Consider the following 22631-nt stretch of genomic DNA (forward strand, 5'->3'; position numbering starts at 1 on the left):
AGGCCAAAAAGAAAGGGAACGGTTGGTATATTCAAGCCTTCACGACAGGATAACGACAACATATTATCAAGTTATTAACAGAATATAACCAACCGGAGAATCATCAGGCAGGGAAATAGGTTATTGAATGCTCAGGTGTGTCATTTTTTGCTCGGATCACGACATCCCAAATCCCGGTATAAGGTACCGTTAAATACACTTCGCCTTCCGCATGACAGCAAATAGAATCCTGCGTAGCACTATTCTCTTCAGCTAGAGCTTCCTGTTCACCATTGCTCATTTGTACTTCAAATGTATTTGCACATCGAACAATTACCGTATCACCACCAAACAGACTTAAACACGTGCGAATTACAGACATACATCCTCCGCGACACGCAGTCATGCGCATGCTTAATGAAACGAATTTATTGGTTATATTTCCCACAGCGGGATTTTCATAAGAGCAAAATGCATGCAGTCAAATTGTGATTTAGATCAAGTGACATACACCTTTAAAGCAAATCAGGGGTGGAATAAGACGATACTATGACTGCATGATACTTATTAGGATTTTTGATAGTCGTCAGTAGCGCCGATGTATGCCGACGTTATCTCACTTATCCAAACGGGTTTGCTGTTCCAAAAAACAACTTAAATCGTTTTAAAAGTTGTTTTTTCAGAAAATCTTGCCCCTATCAATGAGAGATAACTTTGGTTTTTTTTAAACAAGATTAATACCCGCTTGATAAGTGACAACCTAAGTTGTACATTGAACGGATGAAAACGACACTTGCAGAACGATTAAAGACCGCCAGAATCGCACAGGGGCTGAGCCAAAAAGCGCTTGGCGACCTGATTGGCGTATCTCAGGCCGCCATACAGAAGATCGAGGTGGGGAAAGCGTCGCAGACAACCAAAATTGTTGAGCTTTCCAATGCACTACATGTTCGCCCTGAATGGTTGGCAAACGGCGAAGACCCAATGCGTAGCGACGGGGTGACTCGACCAGTCCAGGAATCGAGCATTCCGCCAAAATCAGAATGGGGCACCGTATCAGCTTGGGACAGCACGACAGAACTATCAAAGGACGAGGTGGAAGTGCCCTTTTTAAAGGATATTGAGTTTGCCTGCGGCGACGGACGCATTCAAAGCGAGGATTACAACGGCTTTAAACTCCGTTTTTCTAAGGCAACGCTGCGTAAGGTTGGCGCCAATACGGATGGCTCGGGCGTGCTTTGTTTCCCGGCGGCTGGCGACAGTATGGAACCCATCATTCCGGATGGAACCACCGTCGCGGTTGATACCAACAACAAACGCATCATTGATGGAAAGCTCTACGCTATCGCTCAGGAAGGCGGTGGTAACGATAAGCTCAAGCGAATCAAGCAGCTTTACCGCAAACCTGGTGGCCTTCTCGTCATCCATAGCTTCAATCGCGAGGCTGACGAAGAAGCTTACGAATCAGAAGTCGAGATCATTGGCCGCGTATTCTGGTATTCGGTGCTGCTATAGTCCCGATACTGGCGGTATCCGTGCCATAGTCGTCTCTCTTTTCCTCTTACCAAAGCCGGTGGATCGATACGGACACCGGCTTTATGTTGCTGCCGCTAATAGCCGCGTTACGAATAAACGCTGCGCCGCTAAAAAACGTTTACCCTCGCCCAGATAACCTTACCCACACGCAACAGTTTTATACAATCACCATGCTATTGTTTCATCAACCCTTGTTGATGTTGTGTTATTCATCCTGTCTCTGTGTTCCTTTCCCGCCTTTATGGCGGGATTTTTTTGTCCTTCATCTGGCCTTTTATGTGCGCAGCCTCGCAGGTTGTCATTTCTTTTTACAACCAAAAACAACTCAAATTAAAACTAAAGATGTTGACATGAAAACAACTATAGTTTTAAATAGACACATAGCAGCAGAGCAATCTCTGCAAAGGCAACAACCCAGTTTTCACGTCAGTAACAACACACATGCATAACAATAAGGTGATTTATGACTGAACCACAATTTCGCAGTAAAGGTCCTGAGCTTCTGGTCGAACTTTCTCAACACGTGGCCGATACGGTCAAAAACGTCACAGAGTTGGATCCGCAAACAGCCGAGCTGGTCGGCAATGCCGTTGCCAAACATATGATGACCGTCTGGGGCGGGCAAAACGTTTATTTCCCAATGGGAATATCCTGGCGTGCTTCTCAGCGCGATCTTCAAATCTATGAAGAATTTGACGGACGAAATCACAGTGCGCTGGCAAAAAAATATAATGTCTCGCTGCAATGGATTTATAAGATTGTCAGAACAATGCGAAAAGAGGAATTACAGGCCAAGCAACACTCTCAGGCATAATGCAAAAAAGTCATAAATTAAAAAGTCAGGCGATAATTAAAATAAAAACGATGATCTAATAACAACGATAGTTTCTATTTTTAATTAAAAACAAATTAAATCATTAGAATTGTGGCAAATGCAGCAAGGTATTGCTATACGCGACTCCCGTGCAACACACGCAATTTGACGTATGGTAGATACCTACAACTATAGTAACCTTTGGTAATTAATAGAATGGGTACGTTTACGTATCCATTCTTTTTATATCTCCAGCATTTTTGATCTTCCTGCACTCTTTCCCTCTTCTTATTCAAATCACTCAGCTAAAAAAATCATAAACATGCATTTATAATGCACAAATCAATTTTTAACTATTAAACGCGTGATAACGTTGCCCCACAATCCCGCCGGCATGTTGAGAGTGTCGAGTGAAAAAAATAAATGGGGGCAATTGAGAGCAATGAGTGAAAAAGCGAGAAAGCGGTGGCAACGCCGTCCTGGAACCACCGGCGGTAAACGTCTCTGGAACGATTGGCGCAATGCTCTGACCTGGCGCAGAGCAATACAAATTCTTCTGCTGGCAATCAACGTTTATATCGGTATCACCTTCTATTTTTGGGTTCGCTACTTTGAAACGGGTGGGACGAGCCTTTATATGCAGAGGCCGGGCGGCATCGAAGGCTGGCTGCCCATTGCTGGATTGATGAACGCTAAGTTCACATGGGAAACGGGCCATTTCCCCCCTATCCACCTTGCGTCAATGCTATTACTTGTTGCGTTTATTCTTATTAGCCTGTTGCTGAAAAAATCCTTCTGTTCCTGGCTGTGCCCTATCGGCACGATTTCCGAATGGGTAGGTGCATTAGGGAAAAAAATAGTTGGCCGTCACTTCATTCTTCCGAAGTGGCTGGATATTCCGCTGCGCAGCCTGAAATATCTGTTACTAGGCTTTTTCCTTTATATCGCCTTATCGATGCCGGCACAGAGCATTTATATGTTCCTGATGTCGCCCTATGGCCTGATCGCCGACGTTAAAATGCTCGGCTTCTTCCGCAATATCGGCACTATCACGCTGGTTTGCGTTTTTTTCTTCACGTTTGCCAGCCTGTTTGTCCGTCATTTCTGGTGTCGCTACCTCTGTCCCTACGGTGCGCTCATGGGGGTATTTTCGCTGCTGTCCCCCTTCAAAATTCGTCGCAACGCCACCAGTTGTATCGACTGCGGTAAGTGCGCCAGAGCCTGCCCGTCTAACATTCCGGTGGATAAGCTAATTCAGGTGAGAACGGCGGAATGCACGGCCTGCATGACCTGCGTCGAATGCTGCCCGGTGGCATCAACGCTCCATTTTTCACTTACAAAACCCTCAGGTTCGCAAGCAGACAGCGAAGCAACTAAACCACTATGGCGACAAACCGCGCTGTCCGGTATTACGATGACGGTGCTGGTACTCGGTATTCTTTTCGGCATGATTGGTTTTGCGATGTACAGCGGCGGCTGGGACAGTCCGATTCCCGAGCACATGTATTTCCGGCTCATTCCCGGCTCACAGAGCATTGGTCATCCATAAAAAAGGGGCCAAATTGGCCCCTGATTTTCATCTGCGCTGAATAGCAGATTACATGTTGTCGATAATGTCTTGCGCAAACTCGCTACATTTACGCAGCTTAGCGCCTTCCATCAGACGTTCGAAATCGTAAGTCACGGTCTTGTTCTTGATCGCGCCTTCAACGCCCTTAACAATCAGGTCAGCTGCTTCGAACCACTGTAAGTGGCGTAACATCATTTCAGCAGACAGAATAACGGAACCTGGGTTCACTTTATCCTGACCAGCATATTTCGGTGCCGTACCGTGCGTGGCTTCAAACAGTGCACATTCGTCACCGATGTTCGCGCCAGGGGCAATACCGATACCGCCAACCTGTGCCGCCAGAGCATCAGAAATGTAGTCACCGTTCAGGTTCATACAGGCGATCACATCGTATTCAGCAGGACGCAGCAGGATTTGTTGCAGGAATGCATCGGCGATTACGTCTTTTACTACGATCTCTTTACCGGTGTTCGGGTTCTTGATTTTCACCCATGGGCCGCCATCGATCAGCTCACCGCCGAATTCTTCACGCGCCAACTGGTATCCCCAGTCTTTAAACGCGCCTTCGGTGAATTTCATGATGTTGCCTTTGTGCACCAGCGTCACGGAATCACGGTCGTTGGTGATCGCGTATTCGATTGCGGCGCGAACCAGACGTTTGGTCCCTTCTTCGGAACACGGCTTCACGCCGATACCACACTGCTCAGGGAAACGGATTTTGTTAACGCCCATTTCTTCACGCAGGAATTTGATCACTTTGTCTGCTTCAGCAGAACCCGCTTTCCACTCGATACCTGCATAAATGTCTTCGGCGTTTTCACGGAAGATCACCATATCGGTCAGCTCAGGCTGTTTAACCGGGCTAGGTGTACCTTCGTAGTAGCGTACCGGACGCAGGCAAACATACAGATCCAGTTGTTGGCGCAGTGCAACGTTCAGAGAACGAATACCACCGCCGACTGGCGTTGTCAGCGGGCCCTTAATCGCCACACGGTATTCACGGATCAAATCCAGCGTTTCGTCTGGCAGCCAGACATCTTTACCGTAAACCTGCGTGGATTTTTCACCGGTATAGATTTCCATCCAGGAAATCGCGCGCTTGCCCTGATAGGCTTTCTTCACGGCGGCGTCAACGACGTTGATCATGGCAGGCGTTACATCGATACCAATGCCGTCACCTTCGATAAAAGGAATAACCGGATTGTTTGGAACAACCAGTTTGCCTTGAGCATCAACCGTGATTTTCTGACCTTCTGTCGGTACAACTACTTTGCTTTCCATTAACCTCTCCTTCGAGCGCAATTTTGTTAATGACTTGTAAGATGCGTGTCAATACTACTTGAATATTTAGCCCGCGCCAATCGCAAACCATTTCGAGTATAATGCTTTTGTTTTCCGCGACTATAAAGATGATGAATAAATTCCCTGTTAAAAATCACAAAGTTAAACGATTCAGCTCACAGCCGGCAAGAAAAAGGCAACCTGACAATGCGCCGCGCCGAATCGTTTTGTTCAATAAACCCTTCGATGTCCTGCCGCAATTCACTGATGAAGCCGGACGCCGCACGCTAAAAGACTATATTCCGGTTAGCGGTATTTATGCCGCCGGTCGTCTGGATCGCGACAGCGAAGGTCTGATGATTCTCACCAATGACGGCAAACTTCAGGCTCGACTGACCCAGCCAACGCAAAAAACGGCCAAAATCTACTATGTTCAGGTCGAAGGTATACCTGACGATGCCGCACTGACGCGCTTTCGTACGGGTCTGGATCTGAATGATGGCAAAACGCTGCCCGCTGGGGCAGAAATCGTACCTGAGCCTAGCTGGCTATGGCCGCGTAATCCCCCCATACGCGAACGTAAAAGCATCCCTGACTGCTGGCTAAAAATAACGCTGTATGAAGGTCGTAATCGGCAAGTCCGTCGTATGACGGCGAATATCGGTTATCCTACATTGCGTCTGATTCGGTACGGCATGGCCAATCAGACGGTAGAAAACCTGTTACCCGGAGAATGGAAGGAGATAGCGGATGTTTAAGCCCCATGTGACAGTGGCCTGTGTGGTACAGGCCGAAAACCATTTTCTGGTCGTCGAAGAGTTGATTAACGATAAATTATTGTGGAACCAGCCGGCAGGCCATCTGGAGGCGGACGAAACGCTGATTCAGGCAGCAAGCCGTGAGCTGTGGGAAGAAACCGGCATTCAGGCCACGCCGCAGAGTTTCTTACGTCTGCACCAATGGATCGCGCCCGACAGCACGCCCTTTTTACGCTTTTGCTTCGCACTCGATCTGCCTGAGCGGGCCGCAACCCAGCCGCATGACAGTGATATCGAATGCTGCCGCTGGCTGACCGCCGAGGAAATTCTGCATTCTCGCCAGCTTCGTTCGCCGCTGGTGGCTGAAAGTATCCGCTGCTATCAGCAGCCAGAACGCTATCCGTTAACGGTACTGGGCGCGTTCAACTGGCCGTTCTAGGTATTCTGCTATTCCTGCCAGGCTCGAGCGAGCCAGCGCATGGCAGGAATAGCGATGCAGCCCTCGGTTCAACATGCTAAAATACGCCGCTTGTTTTTCGCATCAATGCGTCAGTAAATTTCAGTTCGTGAGACTTCCATGTCAGATAACAGCCAGAAAAAAGTGATTGTCGGTATGTCCGGCGGTGTTGATTCCTCCGTTTCCGCTTACCTGTTACAGCAACAGGGCTATCATGTTGAAGGCCTGTTCATGAAGAACTGGGAAGAGGACGACGACACGGAATATTGCTCAGCAGCCACTGACCTCGCCGATGCGCAGGCCGTTTGCGACAAGCTGGGTATCGAGTTGCATACCGTCAACTTTGCCGCTGAATATTGGGACAACGTGTTTGAACTCTTCCTTGAAGAATACAAAGCGGGCCGTACTCCCAATCCCGATATCCTGTGCAATAAAGAAATCAAATTCAAAGCCTTCCTGGAATTCGCCGCCGAGGATCTCGGAGCCGACTACATCGCGACAGGTCACTATGTTCGTCGTCACGACGTTGACGGCAAAAGCCGTTTGCTACGCGGCATGGACGGCAACAAAGACCAGAGCTATTTTCTTTATACGCTGAGCCACGAGCAGATCGCACAAAGTCTGTTCCCCGTCGGCGAACTGGAAAAACCGCAGGTGCGCAAGATCGCCGAAGAGCTCGAGCTGGCAACCGCGAAGAAGAAAGACTCTACCGGTATCTGCTTTATCGGCGAGCGCAAATTCACTGATTTTCTGGCGCGCTACCTGCCCGCACAGCCGGGTCCGATTCTGTCCGTCGACGACAACAAACCGATGGGACAACATCAAGGGCTGATGTACCACACGCTAGGACAGCGCAAAGGCTTGGGCATCGGCGGCGTCAAAGATGGCGGCGAAGATCCTTGGTACGTGGTGGATAAAGATGTCGCCAACAATATTCTGTATGTCGCACAGGGCCACGAACACCCTCGCCTGATGTCGCACGGCTTAATCGCACAGCAGTTGCATTGGGTTGACCGTCAGCCGCTAACCGCTGAATTACGTTGTACGGTGAAAACCCGTTACCGTCAGGCGGACATCCCTTGCACCGTCACGCCGCTTGGTGACGATCGTATTACCGTGCGTTTTGATGAGCCCGTTGCAGCCGTAACGCCCGGCCAATCCGCCGTTTTTTATCTGGACGACGTGTGCCTTGGCGGCGGCATCATTGAAGAACGCTTACAGGAGTAACCGTGGCTAAGAATTATTATGAGATTACGCTGGCGTTAGCGGGCATTTGCCAATCAGCGCATATCGTCCAGCAGTTGGCCCATACGGGTCACTGTAATAACGATGTGCTGCATACCTCGCTGAACAGCGTGTTGAACCTCAATCCGTCGTCCACGCTGGCCGTTTACGGTAATGACGAGCAAAACCTGAAAGTTGGGTTGGAAACGCTGTTAGGCATTCTGAACACCAGCAGTAATAAAGGCGCGGGGGCTGAATTATCACGCTATGCCTTCAGCCTGATTGCGTTAGAACGCAAGCTGAAAGCAAAACCTGCCGCGCTTGACGAATTGGGCAAACGCATCGGGCAGTTAGAGCGCCAGTTGGAGCATTTTGACCTGCTTTCCGAAACGATTGTGAGCGCACTGGCGGCGATTTACGTAGATGTCATCAGTACGCTGGGGCCACGTATTCAGGTTACCGGTTCACCGGAAGTGCTGAAAAACAGTCAGGTGCAGGCGAAAGTGCGCGCTGCGCTGCTGGCCGGTATCCGCTCTGCGGTACTCTGGCAGCAAATTGGCGGCGGGCGCTTGCAGTTGATGTTTTCACGCGGCCAGTTGGTCAAAGAAGCGAAACAGATATTGGCGCGTTGCCCATCCGTTTGATGGTATTCTTGCCGCTATGCCTGACGTTGGTGTGATTAACGCCAACGTCACTAAACCCGTTGCTGTTATTGAAATGGCTTATTGTTATTGAAATTCGCCGTTCTTATTGAAATTAATCGTTATTGAAACCAATCTCAGGAGTTGCTTGCGATGGAATTATCCTCACTGACCGCCGTTTCCCCTATCGATGGACGCTACGGCGATAAAGTCAGCACGTTGCGCACCATTTTCAGCGAATTCGGTTTGCTGAAATTCCGTGTGCAGGTTGAAGTACGTTGGCTGCAAAAACTGGCAGCCTGTGCAGAGATCCAGGAAGTTCCTGCATTTGATGCTGACGCAAACGCTTTCCTTGATAAAATTGTCGCCGAATTCAGTGAAGAAGATGCGGCTCGCATTAAAACTATCGAGCGTACGACCAACCACGACGTGAAAGCCGTTGAGTACTTCCTGAAAGAAAAAGTTGCTGCGATTCCAGCACTGCACGCCGTCAACGAATTCATTCACTTCGCCTGTACTTCAGAAGATATCAACAACCTGTCTCATGCGTTGATGCTGGATTCTGCTCGCCGCGACGTCATCCTGCCGCACTGGCGTCAAATCATTGATGCGCTGAAAACGCTGGCGCAGGAATACCGCGATATCCCGCTGCTTTCCCGCACACACGGTCAGCCCGCCACGCCATCCACCATCGGTAAAGAGTTCGCGAACGTGGCCTACCGTATGGAACGCCAATATCGTCAACTGCAACAGGTTGAGATTCTGGGCAAAATTAATGGCGCCGTCGGTAACTATAACGCTCATCTGGCTGCCTACCCGGAAGTGGACTGGCATCAGTTCAGCGAAAGCTTTGTCACCTCGCAGGGCATCAACTGGAACCCGTACACCACGCAGATCGAACCGCACGATTACATCGCCGAGCTGTTCGATTGCATCGCGCGTTTCAATACGATTTTGATCGACTTTGACCGTGATATCTGGGGCTACATCGCACTGAATCACTTCAAACAGAAAACCATTGCAGGCGAAATCGGCTCCTCCACCATGCCGCATAAAGTGAACCCAATTGATTTCGAAAACTCGGAAGGCAACCTGGGTCTGGCAAATGCCGTTCTGGCGCATCTGGCCAGCAAACTGCCGGTTTCTCGCTGGCAGCGTGACCTTACTGACTCGACCGTGCTGCGTAATCTGGGCGTCGGCGTTGGCTATGCGCTGATTGCGTATCAGGCCACGATGAAAGGCATCAGCAAACTGGAAGTGAACCGCGATCGTCTGGCTGACGAATTGGATCACAACTGGGAAGTGTTAGCAGAGCCGATTCAAACGGTCATGCGCCGCTACGGAATTGAAAAACCGTACGAGAAATTGAAAGAGCTGACGCGCGGCAAACGCGTGGATGCCGCGGGTATTCAGGAATTTATCGATGGTCTGGCATTGCCGGAAGCGGAAAAAACGCGTCTGAAAGCCATGACGCCAGCTAACTACATCGGCCGCGCGATTGCGATGGTCGATGACCTGAAATAACCGTTCTCAATCCCGATCGCAACCTCTCTCTGGCGGGCGCCCTGCCCGCCAATTTTGTATAAGACCAAGCATTTCCAGCCTGTTTAAACCCGGTTTACCCTCCCTGTGGATAATTTAGCAAATAAAATAAATAGCTTTCTCTGCGTATAATGTTGATACGCGGAAGTAGCAGTGGCATACGTGAAAGATAGCGTGCATAAAAGTATTTCGAATACAATTCCCTAAATCATTCAAGTTGCAAGACAAAACGTCTACGTTTTGAACAACGTAACGCGCTGCCCCGCAAGGGCGAAGCTCAGAGATGAGCCAAGTATTGCTAACACACATGCAGCTTGAAGCATGACGGGAATATGACCCTATCTATTCGACAGAGGATATAACGATGCGGATTCTGGTCGTTGAAGATAATGTATTATTGCGTCATCACTTAACCGTTCAGATGAACGAAATGGGGCATCAGGTTGACGCCGCGTCTGACGCCAAAGAAGCGGATTACTTCCTGCATGAGAATATGCCGGACATCGCGATTGTCGATCTCGGGTTGCCCGATGAAGATGGCATGAGCATGATTCGCCGCTGGCGCACTCATCAGGTCAAACTCCCGATTCTGGTGCTGACGGCCCGTGAAGGCTGGCAGGACAAAGTGGCCGTGCTGGAAGCGGGAGCGGACGATTACGTGACGAAACCGTTCCATATGGAAGAGGTCGTTGCGCGCCTGCAGGCGCTGATGCGGCGCAACAGCGGCCTGGCATCGCAAGTCATCAGCCTGCCGCCCTTTGAGATCGACTTATCGCGCCGCGAACTGGTGATCCACGGTTCGCCTATCAAGCTCACCGCGTTCGAATACACCATTATCGAGACACTGATTCGCAACAAAGGAAAAGTCGTCAGCAAAGAGTCGCTGATGTTACAGCTGTACCCGGATGCAGAACTGCGGGAAAGTCATACCATCGACGTGCTGATGGGGCGACTGCGTAAGAAAATTCAGCAGGCTGAAGCGCCAGATGTGATCACTACCGTGCGTGGACAAGGATATCGTTTTGATATTGATACGCCGTCAGGCTCAGTATGAGTGATAAGAGGCTGCCCTTCTCGCTTCGTATTCGTTTTTTACTCGCGACAGCGGCCATCGTGCTGGCGTTGTCGCTAGCCTATGGTGTCGTCGCCATTATCGGCTACAGCGTCAACTTTGATAAAACCTCATTCCGCCTGCTGCGCGGTGAGAGTAACCTCTACTACAGTCTCGCACAGTGGCGCGATAACCAACTGAACATCATCACGCCGCCCGACGTTGATATCAACTTTCCCACACTGGTGTTGATATACGATGAACACGGCAACATGATCTGGCGTGAAAAGCACGTTCCTGAGCTGGAAGCGCTTATCAAACCAGAATGGCTGAATAAAACGGCCTATCATGAGTTGGATACCGACACCGATACCAGCAGTGCGGTACTCACGGGCAACACCTTGCTGCTGAGCAGTCTGCGAGCGCTGAACGGCACACAAAGCAATGCGCTAACGCACTCCATCGCCGTGAACGTTTATCCAAAGACCGATCATCTTCCCTCCATCACGATTGTTGTTGTCGATCGCATTCCGCAAGAGCTTCAGCAGCAAGACGTCGTATGGGAATGGTTCAGCTATGTGTTGATCGCCAACCTGCTGCTGGTGCTTCCCCTGCTGTGGCTGGGCGCTCACTGGAGCCTGCGCCCTATTCAGCACTTGGTAAAACAGATTGCCGAGCTGGAAAAAGGCACGCGCGAACAGCTGGATGAAAATCCGCCGCGAGAGTTGTTCAGTCTGGTGAAGAACCTGAATATCCTGCTGAATAACGAACGCCAGCGTTACCATAAGTACCGCACAACGCTCACCGACCTCACCCACAGTCTGAAAACGCCACTGGCCGTCTTACAGACCACGTTACGCGCGCTGCGTACCGGTAAAGAGATCACTATCGATCAGGCTGAGCCCATTATGCTGTCGCAGATCAGCCGCATCTCGCAGCAGATAGGTTATTACCTGCATCGTGCCAGCGTGCGTTCCGAACATAATTTACTGATACGTGAGGTACACTCGGTTCCGGCGCTGCTGGATGGCCTGTGTTCCGCGCTGAATAAGGTGTATCAACGCAAAGGTGTGGTGTTGACGCTCGATATACCGCCCGAGCTCACTTTCGTCGGTGAGAAGAATGACTTCATGGAAGTGCTGGGCAATATTCTGGATAACGCCTGTAAGTATTGTCTGGAATTTGTCGAAATTAGCGTGCAGTACTCCGATCACAAGCTGCATCTGATTGTCGATGACGATGGTCCTGGCATCCATGAGAGCAAACGAGAAATGATTTTCCTGCGTGGGCAACGCGCTGACCGCATGCGCCCAGGGCAAGGTATCGGCCTTGCCGTCGCCGTCGAAATTATCGAACAGTATCAGGGTGAGATCCTCATCAGCGACAGCGCACTGGGCGGCGCCCGAGTCGAAGCCATTTTCTCTCGCCAGAACCTGAGTCAGAATGAGGGGTGAAAGGCAGTACAGCGCGCGATGCTTCCGCTATACTCGTCATACTTCAAGTTGCATGTACGTTGGCTACGTTCGCTCACCCGAATCACTTACTTAAGTAAGCTCATCGGGATGAAATGAGAGACATCCTGTCTCTCACCGAAGGCCAGCCGTTGGCTGGTCAAATTCGTTCCTGACGAATTTGTCCTTCTCTTGCCGCCTGCATGAAACTCGAATTATTTAGAGTATATACTTATTGCCACAATGCGGATTGTTTTAAAATACTGATTATTTCAAGAAAAATCATGTCTTCAAGAACAGTCATTTCCTCAAAAACGAGTTTCTGGAAAACAGTATGGACTATCAGCTCAATCTCGATTGGCAGGATTTTTTAGCGAACTACTGGCAAAAGCGCCCACTCCTGATTAAAGGCGGCTTCACGAATTTTATCGATCCGATTTCACCTGACGAACTCGCTGGTCTGGCGTTGGAAAACGAGGTCGATAGCCGTCTGGTCAGCCATCAGAACGGACGCTGGCAAGTCAGCCACGGTCCTTTCGAGAGCTACGACCATCTGGGGGAAAGTAACTGGTCGCTGCTGGTGCAGGCCGTCGATCACTGGCATGAGCCCTCCTCTGCCTTGATGCAGCCATTTCGGCAACTGCCGGACTGGCGTACTGATGATTTGATGATTTCGTTTTCCGTTCCCGGCGGTGGCGTTGGGCCACATCTGGATCAATATGATGTTTTCATCATTCAGGGTACGGGACGTCGCCGCTGGCGCATTGGTGAAAAAATACCGATGAAGCAGCACTGTCCGCACCCAGACCTGCTGCAGGTCGAACCGTTTGAAGCCATTATTGATGAAGAACTGGAACCGGGCGATATCATCTACATTCCACCGGGTTTCCCACACGAAGGCTATTCGCTGGAGAATTCGCTGAACTACTCGGTGGGGTTCCGGGCGCCCAATGCGCGCGAGCTGGTGAGTGGTTTTGCGGACTATGTGCTTTCCCGTGAGCTCGGCAGCCATCGCTACAGCGATCCTGAGATTCCCTCCCGTGAACATATCGCCAGCGTGCTGCCGCAAGAGCTGGATGCACTGCAAAAAATGATGCTGGATTTGGTGCAGCAGCCGGAACATTTCCAGAACTGGTTTGGTGAATTCATCTCCCAGTCCCGTCATGAGCTTGACCTCTCTCCGCCGGAACCGCCTTATCAGGCAGGCGAAGTGTATGAATATCTGCAACAGGGTGAACCGCTGCGTCGTTTAGGCGGCCTGCGTGTCATCTGCGTTGGGGATAGCTGCTTCGTTAACGGAGAGAAAGTGAACAGTACGCACAAGGCGGCGCTGTTTGCATTAGCTGAGCACACGACTATTGATGCGGAACAACTGGGTGATGCACTGGAAGACCCTTCTTTCCTTGCGCAACTCACCGTGCTGATCAACAGCGGTTATTGGTACTTCGCGGATTAAGGCCAAACCTGAATAGCGGTTTACACAACAATAAGGCGGGATATTCCCGCCTTATTCGTTTCTATAGAATAGAAGCGTTACGGCTTCGCACGCAGCGCCGTCAATTCGGCAATACGCATAATGACAGAAACCGCCTTTTCCATGCCTTCCAGCGTGACAAATTCATGTTTGCCATGATAGTTGTAGCCGCCGGTAAACAGATTCGGGCACGGTAAGCCCTGAAATGACAGGTGTGCGCCATCAGTGCCACCGCGAATCGGCTTCATATTCGGCTCAATATCGCAATCCCGCATCGCCTGCTGCGCCAGCGCAATAATGTGCGGATGCTGCTCAACCTGCTCACGCATGTTGTAGTAGGTATCGGTAATCGTGACTTCAATGTAGCAATCCGGGTGCAGCCCCGCACCAACCTTCTCCGCAATATCCAGCATGGTTTTTTTACGCTGTTCAAAGCCGTTACGGTCAAAATCCCGAACGATGTAATGCAAATCTGCACGCTCTACAGAACCTTTCATGCTGTGAAGGTGGTAGAACCCCTGGTAGCCGTCCGTTTGCTCCGGTGATTGGCTCTCTGGCACCTGCTGGTGATAGCGAGAGGCGAGCGTCAGCGCGTTAACCATCACGCCTTTGGCGCTACCGGGATGCACATTGTTGCCCACAATTTTCACCTGAACCGAGGCGGCGTTAAAATTCTCATACTCCAGTTCCCCTACACCACCGCCGTCCACGGTATAGGCCCATTGTGCGTTAAATGCTTTGACATCAAAGAACTGTGCGCCTTTGCCAATCTCTTCATCCGGCGTAAAGGCAACGCGAATATCGCCGTGCGGGAGCTGGCTTTTTTTCAGTCGCACCAGCGCAGTCATGATTTCCGCAATCCCCGCTTTATCATCCGCTCCCAGCAGCGTTTTGCCATCGGTGGTAATCAGCGTATGCCCCAGTAGCTGGTGCAGCACCGGGAACATCACGGGTGACAGCACTTCGTCCCCCACGCCCAAGGCAATATCGCCGCCGCGGTAGTTTTCCAGAATCTGCGGATTCACGTTTTTGCCGCTAAAATCCGGCGACGTATCCATATGTGAAATAAAGCCGATAGCCGGAACGGGCCAGGCAACGTTAGCTGGAAGCGTCGCCATCAGGCAGCCCTGCTTGCTGAGTACAACCTGTTCAAATCCCAGTTCGAGCAATTCCTGCTGCAACGCACGCGCCAGTTTCAGTTGACCGTCGGTGCTCGGCACCTGCCGAACGCCGGATTTAGACTGTGTATCAAATGAAACGTAGTTCAAAAATCTGTCGAGTAATTTATCCATCTTATTTATGCCCCCTGAACCCTGAAAGGCATTATGGATAGGGCTACCTCGGTAGATATTGCGTCAGGTCAGTTTTTTTCCGATTTAACAAACTGTCAGATCAGAATTCAGGCCAAAAAGCGGCTGCCCCATCACGAAGAGTGCCCAAATCAGGTAACAATCGAGAAACATATACGTAAATTCATTGGCTGAATCACCACCAGTTGGCCAGACGTAGGGCCACACAAGTTGGCGTTAAGCAACGTTTCCCGTAAAATACGGCCCTTACTACGCACGCTGTCTGAAAGGTGATAACCCTTGGTACGATCGCAACGGCGATACCGTTGATCGGCCAAATCAGGAAATAGAACGCTACCTAATGAAAGAAAACTCCCTGGCTGTGCCGGTCGTTGAATTGCTCAACGTCCATAAAGGCTTTGATGGTAAAGACATCATTTCACATTTTAATCTCACCATTAATAACGGTGAGTTCCTGACGATCCTCGGGCCATCCGGCTGCGGCAAAACCACCGTACTGCGCCTGATTGCCGGTCTGGAAACAGTCGATAGCGGCAATGTCATGCTGGAAAAGCAGGACATCACCCACCAGCCCGCCGAGCAGCGACACGTTAATACCGTATTTCAAAGTTACGCCTTGTTTCCTCACCTCAGCGTGTTTGAGAACATTGCGTTTGGTCTGCGTATGCAAAAAACGCCCGCCGCAGAGATTGCACCACGCGTGATTGACGCGCTGAAAATGGTGCAGTTGGAAGAACTGGCGCAACGTCGCCCGCACCAGTTGTCCGGCGGCCAGCAACAGCGCGTGGCTATCGCCCGCGCCGTCGTCAATCAACCAAAAGTTCTGCTGCTGGATGAATCCCTGTCCGCGCTCGATTATAAGCTGCGTAAGCAGATGCAGAATGAGCTTAAAGCGCTGCAACGTAAGCTGGGTATCACCTTTATTTTCGTCACGCACGATCAGGAAGAAGCCCTGACCATGTCCGACCGTATCGTGGTGATGCGTGATGGACGCATCGAGCAAGACGGCACGCCGCGTGAAATCTACGAAGAACCGAAAAACCTGTTCGTCGCCAGCTTTATCGGTGAAATCAATATTTTTGATGCGATCGTACTGGAACCGTTGGACAAGCAGCGGGTTCGCGCTCAGGTCGAAGGCCACGAGTGCGTTATTACCGTCAGTTTCCCGGTCACCGTCGGCCAACACCTCAACGTGCTGCTACGACCAGAAGATTTGCGCGTCGAAGAACTGGGCGACGGTATGCAGGCGGAAGGCATGGTGGGCTACGTGCGCGAACGCAACTATAAAGGCATGACGCTGGAATCCAATATCGAGTTGGAAAACGGCAAAATGGTCATGGTTAGCGAGTTCTTTAACGAAGACGATCCCGACTTCGACCATTCACTCAACCAGAAAGTCGACGTCACCTGGGTGGAAAGCTGGGAGGTCGTTCTGCACGATGAAGAAGTCGCGTAAACGCTTTCAAAACACCATTATCACACTTATCGTTGCCTGGCTGGTGCTGTTTGTTTTCCTGCCCAACCTGATGATCATCGCAACCAGCTTTCTGACGCGCGATGACACGCATTTCGTCAGTCTGGTCTTTACGCTGGAAAATTACACGCGACTGGTCGATCCGCTTTATGCATCAGTCCTGCTGCATTCGCTGAACATGGCGGTTATCGCCACGCTCTGCTGTCTGCTGCTGGGATATCCGTTTGCCTTTATTCTGGCGCGCTTACCGAAAAAAATTCAGCCACTGATGCTGTTTCTGCTGATTGTGCCCTTTTGGACCAACTCGCTGATCCGCATTTATGGGCTGAAAATCTTTCTCAGCACGCGCGGCCATCTGAATGAATTTCTGCTCTGGACTGGCCTAATTGATACGCCGCTACGGATCATGTACACCTCCGAAGCGGTCATTCTCGGCCTGATTTACATCCTGCTGCCTTTTATGGTGCTGCCGCTCTATTCCAGCATTGAAAAGCTCGATAAATCCTACCTTGAAGCCGCTCGCGATCTGGGTGCCAATAAGTGGCAAACCTTTACTCGCGTGGTAATCCCGCTGACCATGCCGGGGATTATCGCTGGCTGCCTGCTGGTGCTGCTGCCCGCCATGGGACTGTTTTTCGTGGCCGACCTGATGGGCGGAGCCAAGAATCTGCTGATCGGTAACGTCATTAAAAGCCAGTTCCTCAATATCCGCGATTGGCCGTTTGGTGCCGCGACCAGTATCTGCCTGACGCTGGTCATGGGCGTGCTGCTGTTTATCTACTACCGCACAGCGCGCCTGCTGAATAAAAAAGGAGAGCTGGAATGACCGGACGCTTAATCCGCGGTGGGTTTATGTCCATCATTTACGCTTACCTGTATATCCCGATCATTATTCTGATCGTGAACTCCTTTAATCAGGCACGCTTCGGCATCAACTGGCAGGGATTTACGCTGGACTGGTATCGGCTACTGATGAACAACGATAGCCTGCTTCAGGCCGCACAGCACTCACTGACGATGGCCATTTTTTCCGCAACGTTCGCGACGCTGATTGGCTCCCTGACCGCCGTCGCACTGTATCGCTATCGCTTTCGCGGCAAACCTTTTGTCGGCGGCATGCTGTTCGTGGTGATGATGTCGCCGGATATCGTTATGGCGATCTCTCTGCTGGTGCTGTTTATGCTACTGGGCATCTCGCTTGGGTTCTGGTCGCTACTGTTTTCCCACATCACGTTCTGCCTGCCGTTTGTGGTGGTCACCGTCTATTCGCGTCTGAAAGGTTTTGACGTACGGATGTTGGAAGCCGCGCGCGACCTGGGTGCCAGTGAAGTCATTATTCTGCGCAAAATCATTCTGCCGCTGGCGATGCCAGCAGTAGCGGCCAGTTGGTTGCTCAGCTTTACGCTCTCGATGGATGACGTGGTGGTTTCCTCGTTTGTCACCGGCCCCGCGTATGAAATTCTGCCGTTGAAGATTTACTCGATGGTTAAGGTTGGCGTCTCCCCTGAAGTCAACGCGCTGGCGACGATTTTGCTTATTCTATCGCTCGTGCTGGTGCTCAGTAGCCAGCTGATTTTACGTGACCGCACCGGAAAATAAGGCAGCGACTCACGCGATGAATACCGCTATTTTCATACCGTTTGACATCAAGCAGGTATTTTCTTTGGGACCTATATGGAGGTAAATATAATGAAAAAGTGGCCACACCTACTAGCAGCCTGCACGCTGGCGTTTGGCATCAGCACCGCCAATGCCAACGACGGTAAAACGCTCTATTTCTATAACTGGACCGAATACGTGCCGCCGGGCCTGTTGGAACAGTTCACGAAAGAAACGGGTATCAAGGTGATTTACTCCACCTATGAATCCAACGAGAGTATGTATGCCAAGCTGAAAACCTATAAGGACGGTGCCTACGATCTGGTTGTGCCATCAACCTATTTCATCTCCAAGATGAGCAAAGAAGGCATGCTGCAAAAGATTGATACCAGCAAGCTCAGTAACTTCCATAATCTCGATCCGAACCTGCTGCACAAGTCCTTCGATCCGAACAATGACTACTCTATTCCCTATATCTGGGGCGCGACGGCGATTGGCGTTAATCATGAAGTGATTGACCCCGCCAGCGTCACCCGCTGGGCCGACCTATGGGATACGAAGTATAAAAACAGCCTGCTGCTGACGGACGATGCGCGCGAGGTATTTCAAATCGCCCTACGTAAGCTGGGTTATTCCGCGAATACCACCGATCCGAAAGAAATTGAGGCAGCGTATAAAGAGCTGCAAGCACTGATGCCGAACGTACTGACGTTCAATTCAGACAACCCCGGCAACCCGTTTATCGAAGGTGAAGTCAATCTGGGTATGGTGTGGAACGGTTCTGCCTACGTGGCGCGTCAGGCAGGTACACCGCTGGATGTCATCTGGCCAGCAGAAGGCGGCATCTTCTGGATGGATAGCCTGGCGATTCCAGCCAACGCCAAAAACGTTGACGGCGCGATGAAGCTGATCGATTTCCTGCTGCGCCCGGAAGTGGCGGCACAGGTTGCGGAAACTATCGGCTATCCAACGCCGAATCTGGCAGCGAAAAAACGACTGCCGGCGGAGGTTTCAGGGGACAAAACGCTGTACCCGGATGATGAAACCATCGCAAAAGGTGAATGGCAGAACGACGTTGGCAGCGCCAGTACGCTGTATGAAACCTACTTCCAGCAGCTAAAAGCGGGTCGTTAATCACGCGACACCGTATCACGCGGCGGGGATATTGTTTCTTTATCCCATCGGGTAGATACGGTAATTATTACAAAGCCGTCCCTTTGATAGGGACGCTCATATTCATGGTGTTCACACCTTCCAGTTCAAGTAACTGAATTTTTTTTGCGATACCCCCAGCATACCCAGTCAAGCTGTTATTGGTACCGATTACCCGATGGCAGGGAATGATAATAGATATTGGGTTGTGACCAACCGCCCCACCGGTAGCCTGAGCTGACATACTGGTTTTCCCCATAACAGCCGCAACATCTCTGGCTACCGTTCCGTATGTGACATATTCACCATACGGGATCTGACATAATCGTTGCCAAACAGCCAGCCTAAAATCACTGCCGCTTGGTGCCAATGGCAGAGCATCGAGGGAGGGATTCTTGCCTGAGAAGTAAGCATCTAACCATCGTTTAGTGACAGAAAAAAGCGGAAGTTCGGGGCTTATCGACGGTTCGACTTGAAAGGATCCCGCATAATATTTTTGACCTACGAACCAGAGCCCGGTCAAGTTTCTCCCATCGGCTGCTACCGTAATTTCTCCCATTGGAGAATCATACTGGCTGAAAAACATATGCTGTCCCCTTTCGTTGGGTTAATGCATTAACAAACATCTGAAGCATTTGCTATGTGTTGCTTCAGGTTAAAACAACACAAAAACTGGCTGTGATGAAACGGTGACAGATCTAACAACACTTACGCATTCACTCATCATGTAAGGGCGGATCACTCTTACAATAAATGACTTATCAATATCAAGACAGACTGTTCAGCGGTGGCTATCTTGATTTTTTGCACGTATCCGGCATCAGCAAAGTGGCTAGCCCAAGCAGCGGAAGGTAGCCGCAGGCATCATAGACCGACACTATTCCATAGATATCTGCCAACTTACCTAAACCTGCAGCAGCAATTCCCCCCACACCAAACATGGTACCGAACATAATTCCAGCAACCATCCCCGTCCTTCCTGGCACAACTTCTTGCGCATAGACCACGAGTGCAGCAAACGCCGAAGACAGTACAAAACCAATGATGAGTGTTAACGTGACGGTCCAGAAAAAATTTGCATGCGGCAGGATCGGAGCGAAGGGAATAACCCCTAAAAATGATATCCAGACCACCGCCTTGCGGCCGATACGATCGCCAACCGGCCCACCAGCAAACGTCCCAATCGCTACTGCTGCAAGGAAAGCAAACAGGCAGAACTGAGCATCACGTAAGGTAATATCAAAACGTTGAATCAGGTAAAACGTATAGTAATTGCTGATGGAGGCGATGTAGGTGAACTTCGTCAGCATCAAAACACTGACAATTGCAACGGCAAGAATAACCTTGTTTCGGGGTAATCTTTCACCGCGGACGCTATCATGTTTTTTGCTCTGCGCATGCCCGTGAGCAATAGTCCAACGGCTTATACGAGTCAAAATAACAATGGCGATAAACGCGATGATCATTAACCACGCGACTGACATTTGCCCGTGGGGAAGTATCAAAAGCGCGGCGATCAAAGGACCGAATGCAGTACCCGCATTTCCCCCGACCTGAAAAACCGACTGAGCGGTACCAAACTTCCCGCCGGAAGCCATTCGGGCAACACGTGAGGCCTCAGGGTGAAATGTGGACGACCCCACTCCAACTAACGCCGCAGAGATGAGCAACAGGGTAAAGCTGTTAGCTATTGCCAACAAACCGATACCCAGAAACGTAACAACCATCCCTGCGGGTAGAAGATAGGGTTTAGGACGTTTGTCGGTATACAAACCAACCCAGGGTTGAAGAAGGGAGGCCGTAATTTGGTAAACCAGCGCAATCATGCCAATCTGTGCGTATGACAATGTGAAATTTTCTTTCAGCATCGGGTAAATTGATGGCAGCGTGGCCTGAATAACATCATTGCATGCATGAGTTAACGCGACTGCACCGACGATGTTAACCAAAAATTTTCCAGTGTCACTCCCAACATTTGATTGTGTTGGTACTTGTTCGCTAACTTCAGTAGAAGACATATCTTAGTTTCTCATTGGCAGGTGAAAAACAACATTATCTGCATGCCAGTTTTCACCATACCCCCCTACAGTCCGGTGCCTGACATCGACTATTTCACAGAAACAATGTCGTTTCATTCGTACATACTTGCGGAAAAAATTATGATAATGGCATCGACTGAATTTGATACGCCAATCGATACAGATGAGATGACAATAGAAATGAACAATTCCGACTGGGGATGTCTCGCCCGATCATACGAGCGGGGTGAATTAAATCCGTCACACAAGCATAAACGGGGGCAACTACTTTATGCTGTAAAAGGTGTGATGTTAGTTCAAACAGGTAGCCGACAGTGGGTAATACCTCCTCAAAGATCACTTTGGCTACCCGCGGAGCAGTGGCATTCCTTCACCCTGCTTTCTCATACTGAATTAAGAACGTTGTACTTCACACCTTCGTTTGTGGCGGAAACCTGCGGTATGAAAACGCTGGATCACATTCATGTCATCGGCATGACGCCTTTCGCACAACACCTGATATCCAGCTTGTTTGAGCAATCGTTCAACCACTCGACACAAAAGTTAATCGCCCAATTATTGCTCAGAATCGTAAATGAAACCGAAGCGCTTCCTGTAGATCTAGCCATGCCATGTGATGATAAGTTGCACAGAGTGGCTCAAGATATACTCGTCAACAATAGATGGAACGTATCCCTGAGTGAATTCGCGGAGCTGGTTGCAATGTCTGAACGCACTTTTTCACGCTATTTCACAGAGGATACCGGGTGCAGTTTTCGGACCTGGAAGCAACGGGCGCGGATTTTTGTATCCATGGACCTGCTTTCTAACGGAATGCCGGTCAAAAATGTGGCCTACAAACTGGGATTTTCATGCCCCTCTTCCTTTATTGCCGCATTTCGCACAGTGACGGGCCAGACTCCTTCATGTTTTTCAGGGCTGTCTGACTCACATGATGGGTGACATAGTTCATGTGCTAACGCTTGCTGGTAGGCTTGAACCCCCAGGTACGCTCGTGCGGCAGAACTTCGCCAATCTGACAATGCCAAATTTATGCCATTCACAATGGTATAACGGTAAATCTCAGGGTGGAGATTCATATTCGCGCAAGCCGATCGCACAGGGATGTTTATGGCGTCTTTACGATTTATCCGTACCACCGCTCAACGGGTTTTGGCAGCCATCACTTGCTTCCCCTATCAGAGTCATTTTTTAACATTACCTGGTAAAGCGTGGCATCTAAAGCCCTCAAATTGACAGCTAAAAGCATTATCCTGACGGTATTAGGAAAATAATTGCG

Annotated in this window: 21 protein-coding genes; 16 read left to right on the forward strand and 5 right to left on the reverse strand. The window is 50.2% G+C overall.

The annotated features are described in order from the left end of the window. Positions 1–103 precede the first annotated feature (103 nt). Entirely contained in the window at positions 104–361 is a 258-nt protein-coding gene (locus AB8809_RS13235; RefSeq protein WP_015840119.1) for a hypothetical protein, read from the reverse strand. A gap of 398 nt (positions 362–759) precedes the next feature. Here AB8809_RS13235 and AB8809_RS13240 point away from each other — a divergent pair, with 398 nt between their 5' ends. From AB8809_RS13240 to AB8809_RS13250, 3 genes are all read left to right on the forward strand, one after another. After that, on the forward strand, positions 760–1494 hold the full coding sequence (locus AB8809_RS13240; protein WP_015840118.1) for a helix-turn-helix transcriptional regulator: 735 nt from the start codon (positions 760–762) through the stop codon (positions 1492–1494). Between the two features lie 484 nt (positions 1495–1978). Beyond that, positions 1979–2329, forward strand: a complete 351-nt coding sequence (locus AB8809_RS13245) for a Mor transcription activator family protein (protein WP_180776898.1) — start codon at positions 1979–1981, stop codon at positions 2327–2329. Between the two features lie 442 nt (positions 2330–2771). Next, complete coding sequence (locus AB8809_RS13250; RefSeq protein WP_349856297.1) at positions 2772–3878, forward strand: 4Fe-4S binding protein; 1107 nt, start codon at positions 2772–2774, stop codon at positions 3876–3878. Between the two features lie 48 nt (positions 3879–3926). Here AB8809_RS13250 and icd read toward each other — a convergent pair whose 3' ends face one another. Next, entirely contained in the window at positions 3927–5180 is a 1254-nt protein-coding gene (gene icd / locus AB8809_RS13255) for an NADP-dependent isocitrate dehydrogenase (protein ID WP_015840115.1), read from the reverse strand. 131 nt (positions 5181–5311) lie between these two features. Between icd and rluE the strand changes: the two genes are divergently transcribed. The 8 genes from rluE to AB8809_RS13295 all read left to right on the forward strand — a co-directional run bounded on the left by rluE (position 5312) and on the right by AB8809_RS13295 (position 13760). After that, entirely contained in the window at positions 5312–5938 is a 627-nt protein-coding gene (gene rluE / locus AB8809_RS13260) for a 23S rRNA pseudouridine(2457) synthase RluE (RefSeq protein ID WP_181829148.1), read from the forward strand. Further along, the gene (locus tag AB8809_RS13265) at positions 5931–6377 is read left to right on the forward strand and encodes an NUDIX hydrolase (protein WP_349856298.1); all 447 of its coding nucleotides are present in this window, start codon (positions 5931–5933) and stop codon (positions 6375–6377) included. Before rluE ends, AB8809_RS13265 begins: the two co-directional genes overlap by 8 nt. 138 nt (positions 6378–6515) lie before the next feature. Beyond that, complete coding sequence (mnmA, locus tag AB8809_RS13270) at positions 6516–7622, forward strand: tRNA 2-thiouridine(34) synthase MnmA (protein WP_015840112.1); 1107 nt, start codon at positions 6516–6518, stop codon at positions 7620–7622. A 2-nt stretch (positions 7623–7624) separates the two neighbouring features. Continuing rightward, positions 7625–8263, forward strand: coding sequence for a high frequency lysogenization protein HflD (gene hflD, locus AB8809_RS13275; protein ID WP_181846651.1), 639 nt, complete (start codon positions 7625–7627; stop codon positions 8261–8263). Positions 8264–8413: 150 nt separating this feature from the next. After that, positions 8414–9784: an adenylosuccinate lyase gene (gene purB / locus AB8809_RS13280; protein ID WP_349856299.1), complete on the forward strand. Its 1371-nt coding sequence runs from the start codon at positions 8414–8416 to the stop codon at positions 9782–9784. A gap of 382 nt (positions 9785–10166) precedes the next feature. Continuing rightward, positions 10167–10856: a two-component system response regulator PhoP gene (gene phoP / locus AB8809_RS13285; RefSeq protein ID WP_015840109.1), complete on the forward strand. Its 690-nt coding sequence runs from the start codon at positions 10167–10169 to the stop codon at positions 10854–10856. Continuing rightward, positions 10853–12307 (forward strand): two-component system sensor histidine kinase PhoQ, encoded by a 1455-nt coding sequence (phoQ, locus tag AB8809_RS13290; protein WP_181844186.1) that lies wholly within the window; start codon positions 10853–10855, stop codon positions 12305–12307. The genes phoP and phoQ overlap by 4 nt, the downstream gene beginning before the upstream one ends. Positions 12308–12638: 331 nt before the next feature. Then, positions 12639–13760, forward strand: a complete 1122-nt coding sequence (locus AB8809_RS13295; protein ID WP_015840107.1) for a cupin domain-containing protein — start codon at positions 12639–12641, stop codon at positions 13758–13760. Positions 13761–13837: 77 nt separating this feature from the next. On the opposite strand, the gene pepT is transcribed toward AB8809_RS13295, so the two are convergent. Next, entirely contained in the window at positions 13838–15070 is a 1233-nt protein-coding gene (gene pepT / locus AB8809_RS13300; RefSeq protein WP_349856300.1) for a peptidase T, read from the reverse strand. A 358-nt stretch (positions 15071–15428) separates the two neighbouring features. Here pepT and potA point away from each other — a divergent pair, with 358 nt between their 5' ends. The 4 genes from potA (at position 15429) to potD (ending at position 19295) form a co-directional block, all read left to right on the forward strand. Further along, positions 15429–16544, forward strand: a complete 1116-nt coding sequence (gene potA / locus AB8809_RS13305) for a spermidine/putrescine ABC transporter ATP-binding protein PotA (RefSeq protein WP_349856301.1) — start codon at positions 15429–15431, stop codon at positions 16542–16544. Next, complete coding sequence (potB, locus tag AB8809_RS13310; RefSeq protein WP_180776906.1) at positions 16528–17388, forward strand: spermidine/putrescine ABC transporter permease PotB; 861 nt, start codon at positions 16528–16530, stop codon at positions 17386–17388. Before potA ends, potB begins: the two co-directional genes overlap by 17 nt. Further along, positions 17385–18161: a spermidine/putrescine ABC transporter permease PotC gene (gene potC, locus AB8809_RS13315; RefSeq protein WP_129704678.1), complete on the forward strand. Its 777-nt coding sequence runs from the start codon at positions 17385–17387 to the stop codon at positions 18159–18161. The genes potB and potC overlap by 4 nt, the downstream gene beginning before the upstream one ends. A gap of 90 nt (positions 18162–18251) precedes the next feature. Continuing rightward, entirely contained in the window at positions 18252–19295 is a 1044-nt protein-coding gene (gene potD, locus AB8809_RS13320) for a spermidine/putrescine ABC transporter substrate-binding protein PotD (RefSeq protein WP_349856302.1), read from the forward strand. 67 nt (positions 19296–19362) lie between these two features. On the opposite strand, the gene AB8809_RS13325 is transcribed toward potD, so the two are convergent. Together AB8809_RS13325 and AB8809_RS13330 are read right to left on the reverse strand one after the other, a co-directional pair. Beyond that, a complete protein-coding gene (locus tag AB8809_RS13325) occupies positions 19363–19899 on the reverse strand; it encodes a methylated-DNA--[protein]-cysteine S-methyltransferase (RefSeq protein ID WP_182099646.1) in 537 nt (178 codons plus the stop codon). Positions 19900–20104: 205 nt separating this feature from the next. Next, positions 20105–21331 carry an MFS transporter gene (locus AB8809_RS13330; RefSeq protein ID WP_349856303.1) on the reverse strand — a complete coding sequence of 409 codons (1227 nt, stop codon included), beginning with the start codon at positions 21329–21331 and terminating at the stop codon, positions 20105–20107. A 141-nt stretch (positions 21332–21472) separates the two neighbouring features. Here AB8809_RS13330 and AB8809_RS13335 point away from each other — a divergent pair, with 141 nt between their 5' ends. Continuing rightward, the gene (locus tag AB8809_RS13335) at positions 21473–22294 is read left to right on the forward strand and encodes a helix-turn-helix transcriptional regulator (RefSeq protein ID WP_349856304.1); all 822 of its coding nucleotides are present in this window, start codon (positions 21473–21475) and stop codon (positions 22292–22294) included. The last annotated feature ends 337 nt before the right edge of the window (positions 22295–22631 follow it).

The organism is Pectobacterium aroidearum (assembly GCF_041228105.1).
In the GTDB taxonomy this organism is placed as follows: domain Bacteria; phylum Pseudomonadota; class Gammaproteobacteria; order Enterobacterales; family Enterobacteriaceae; genus Pectobacterium; species Pectobacterium aroidearum.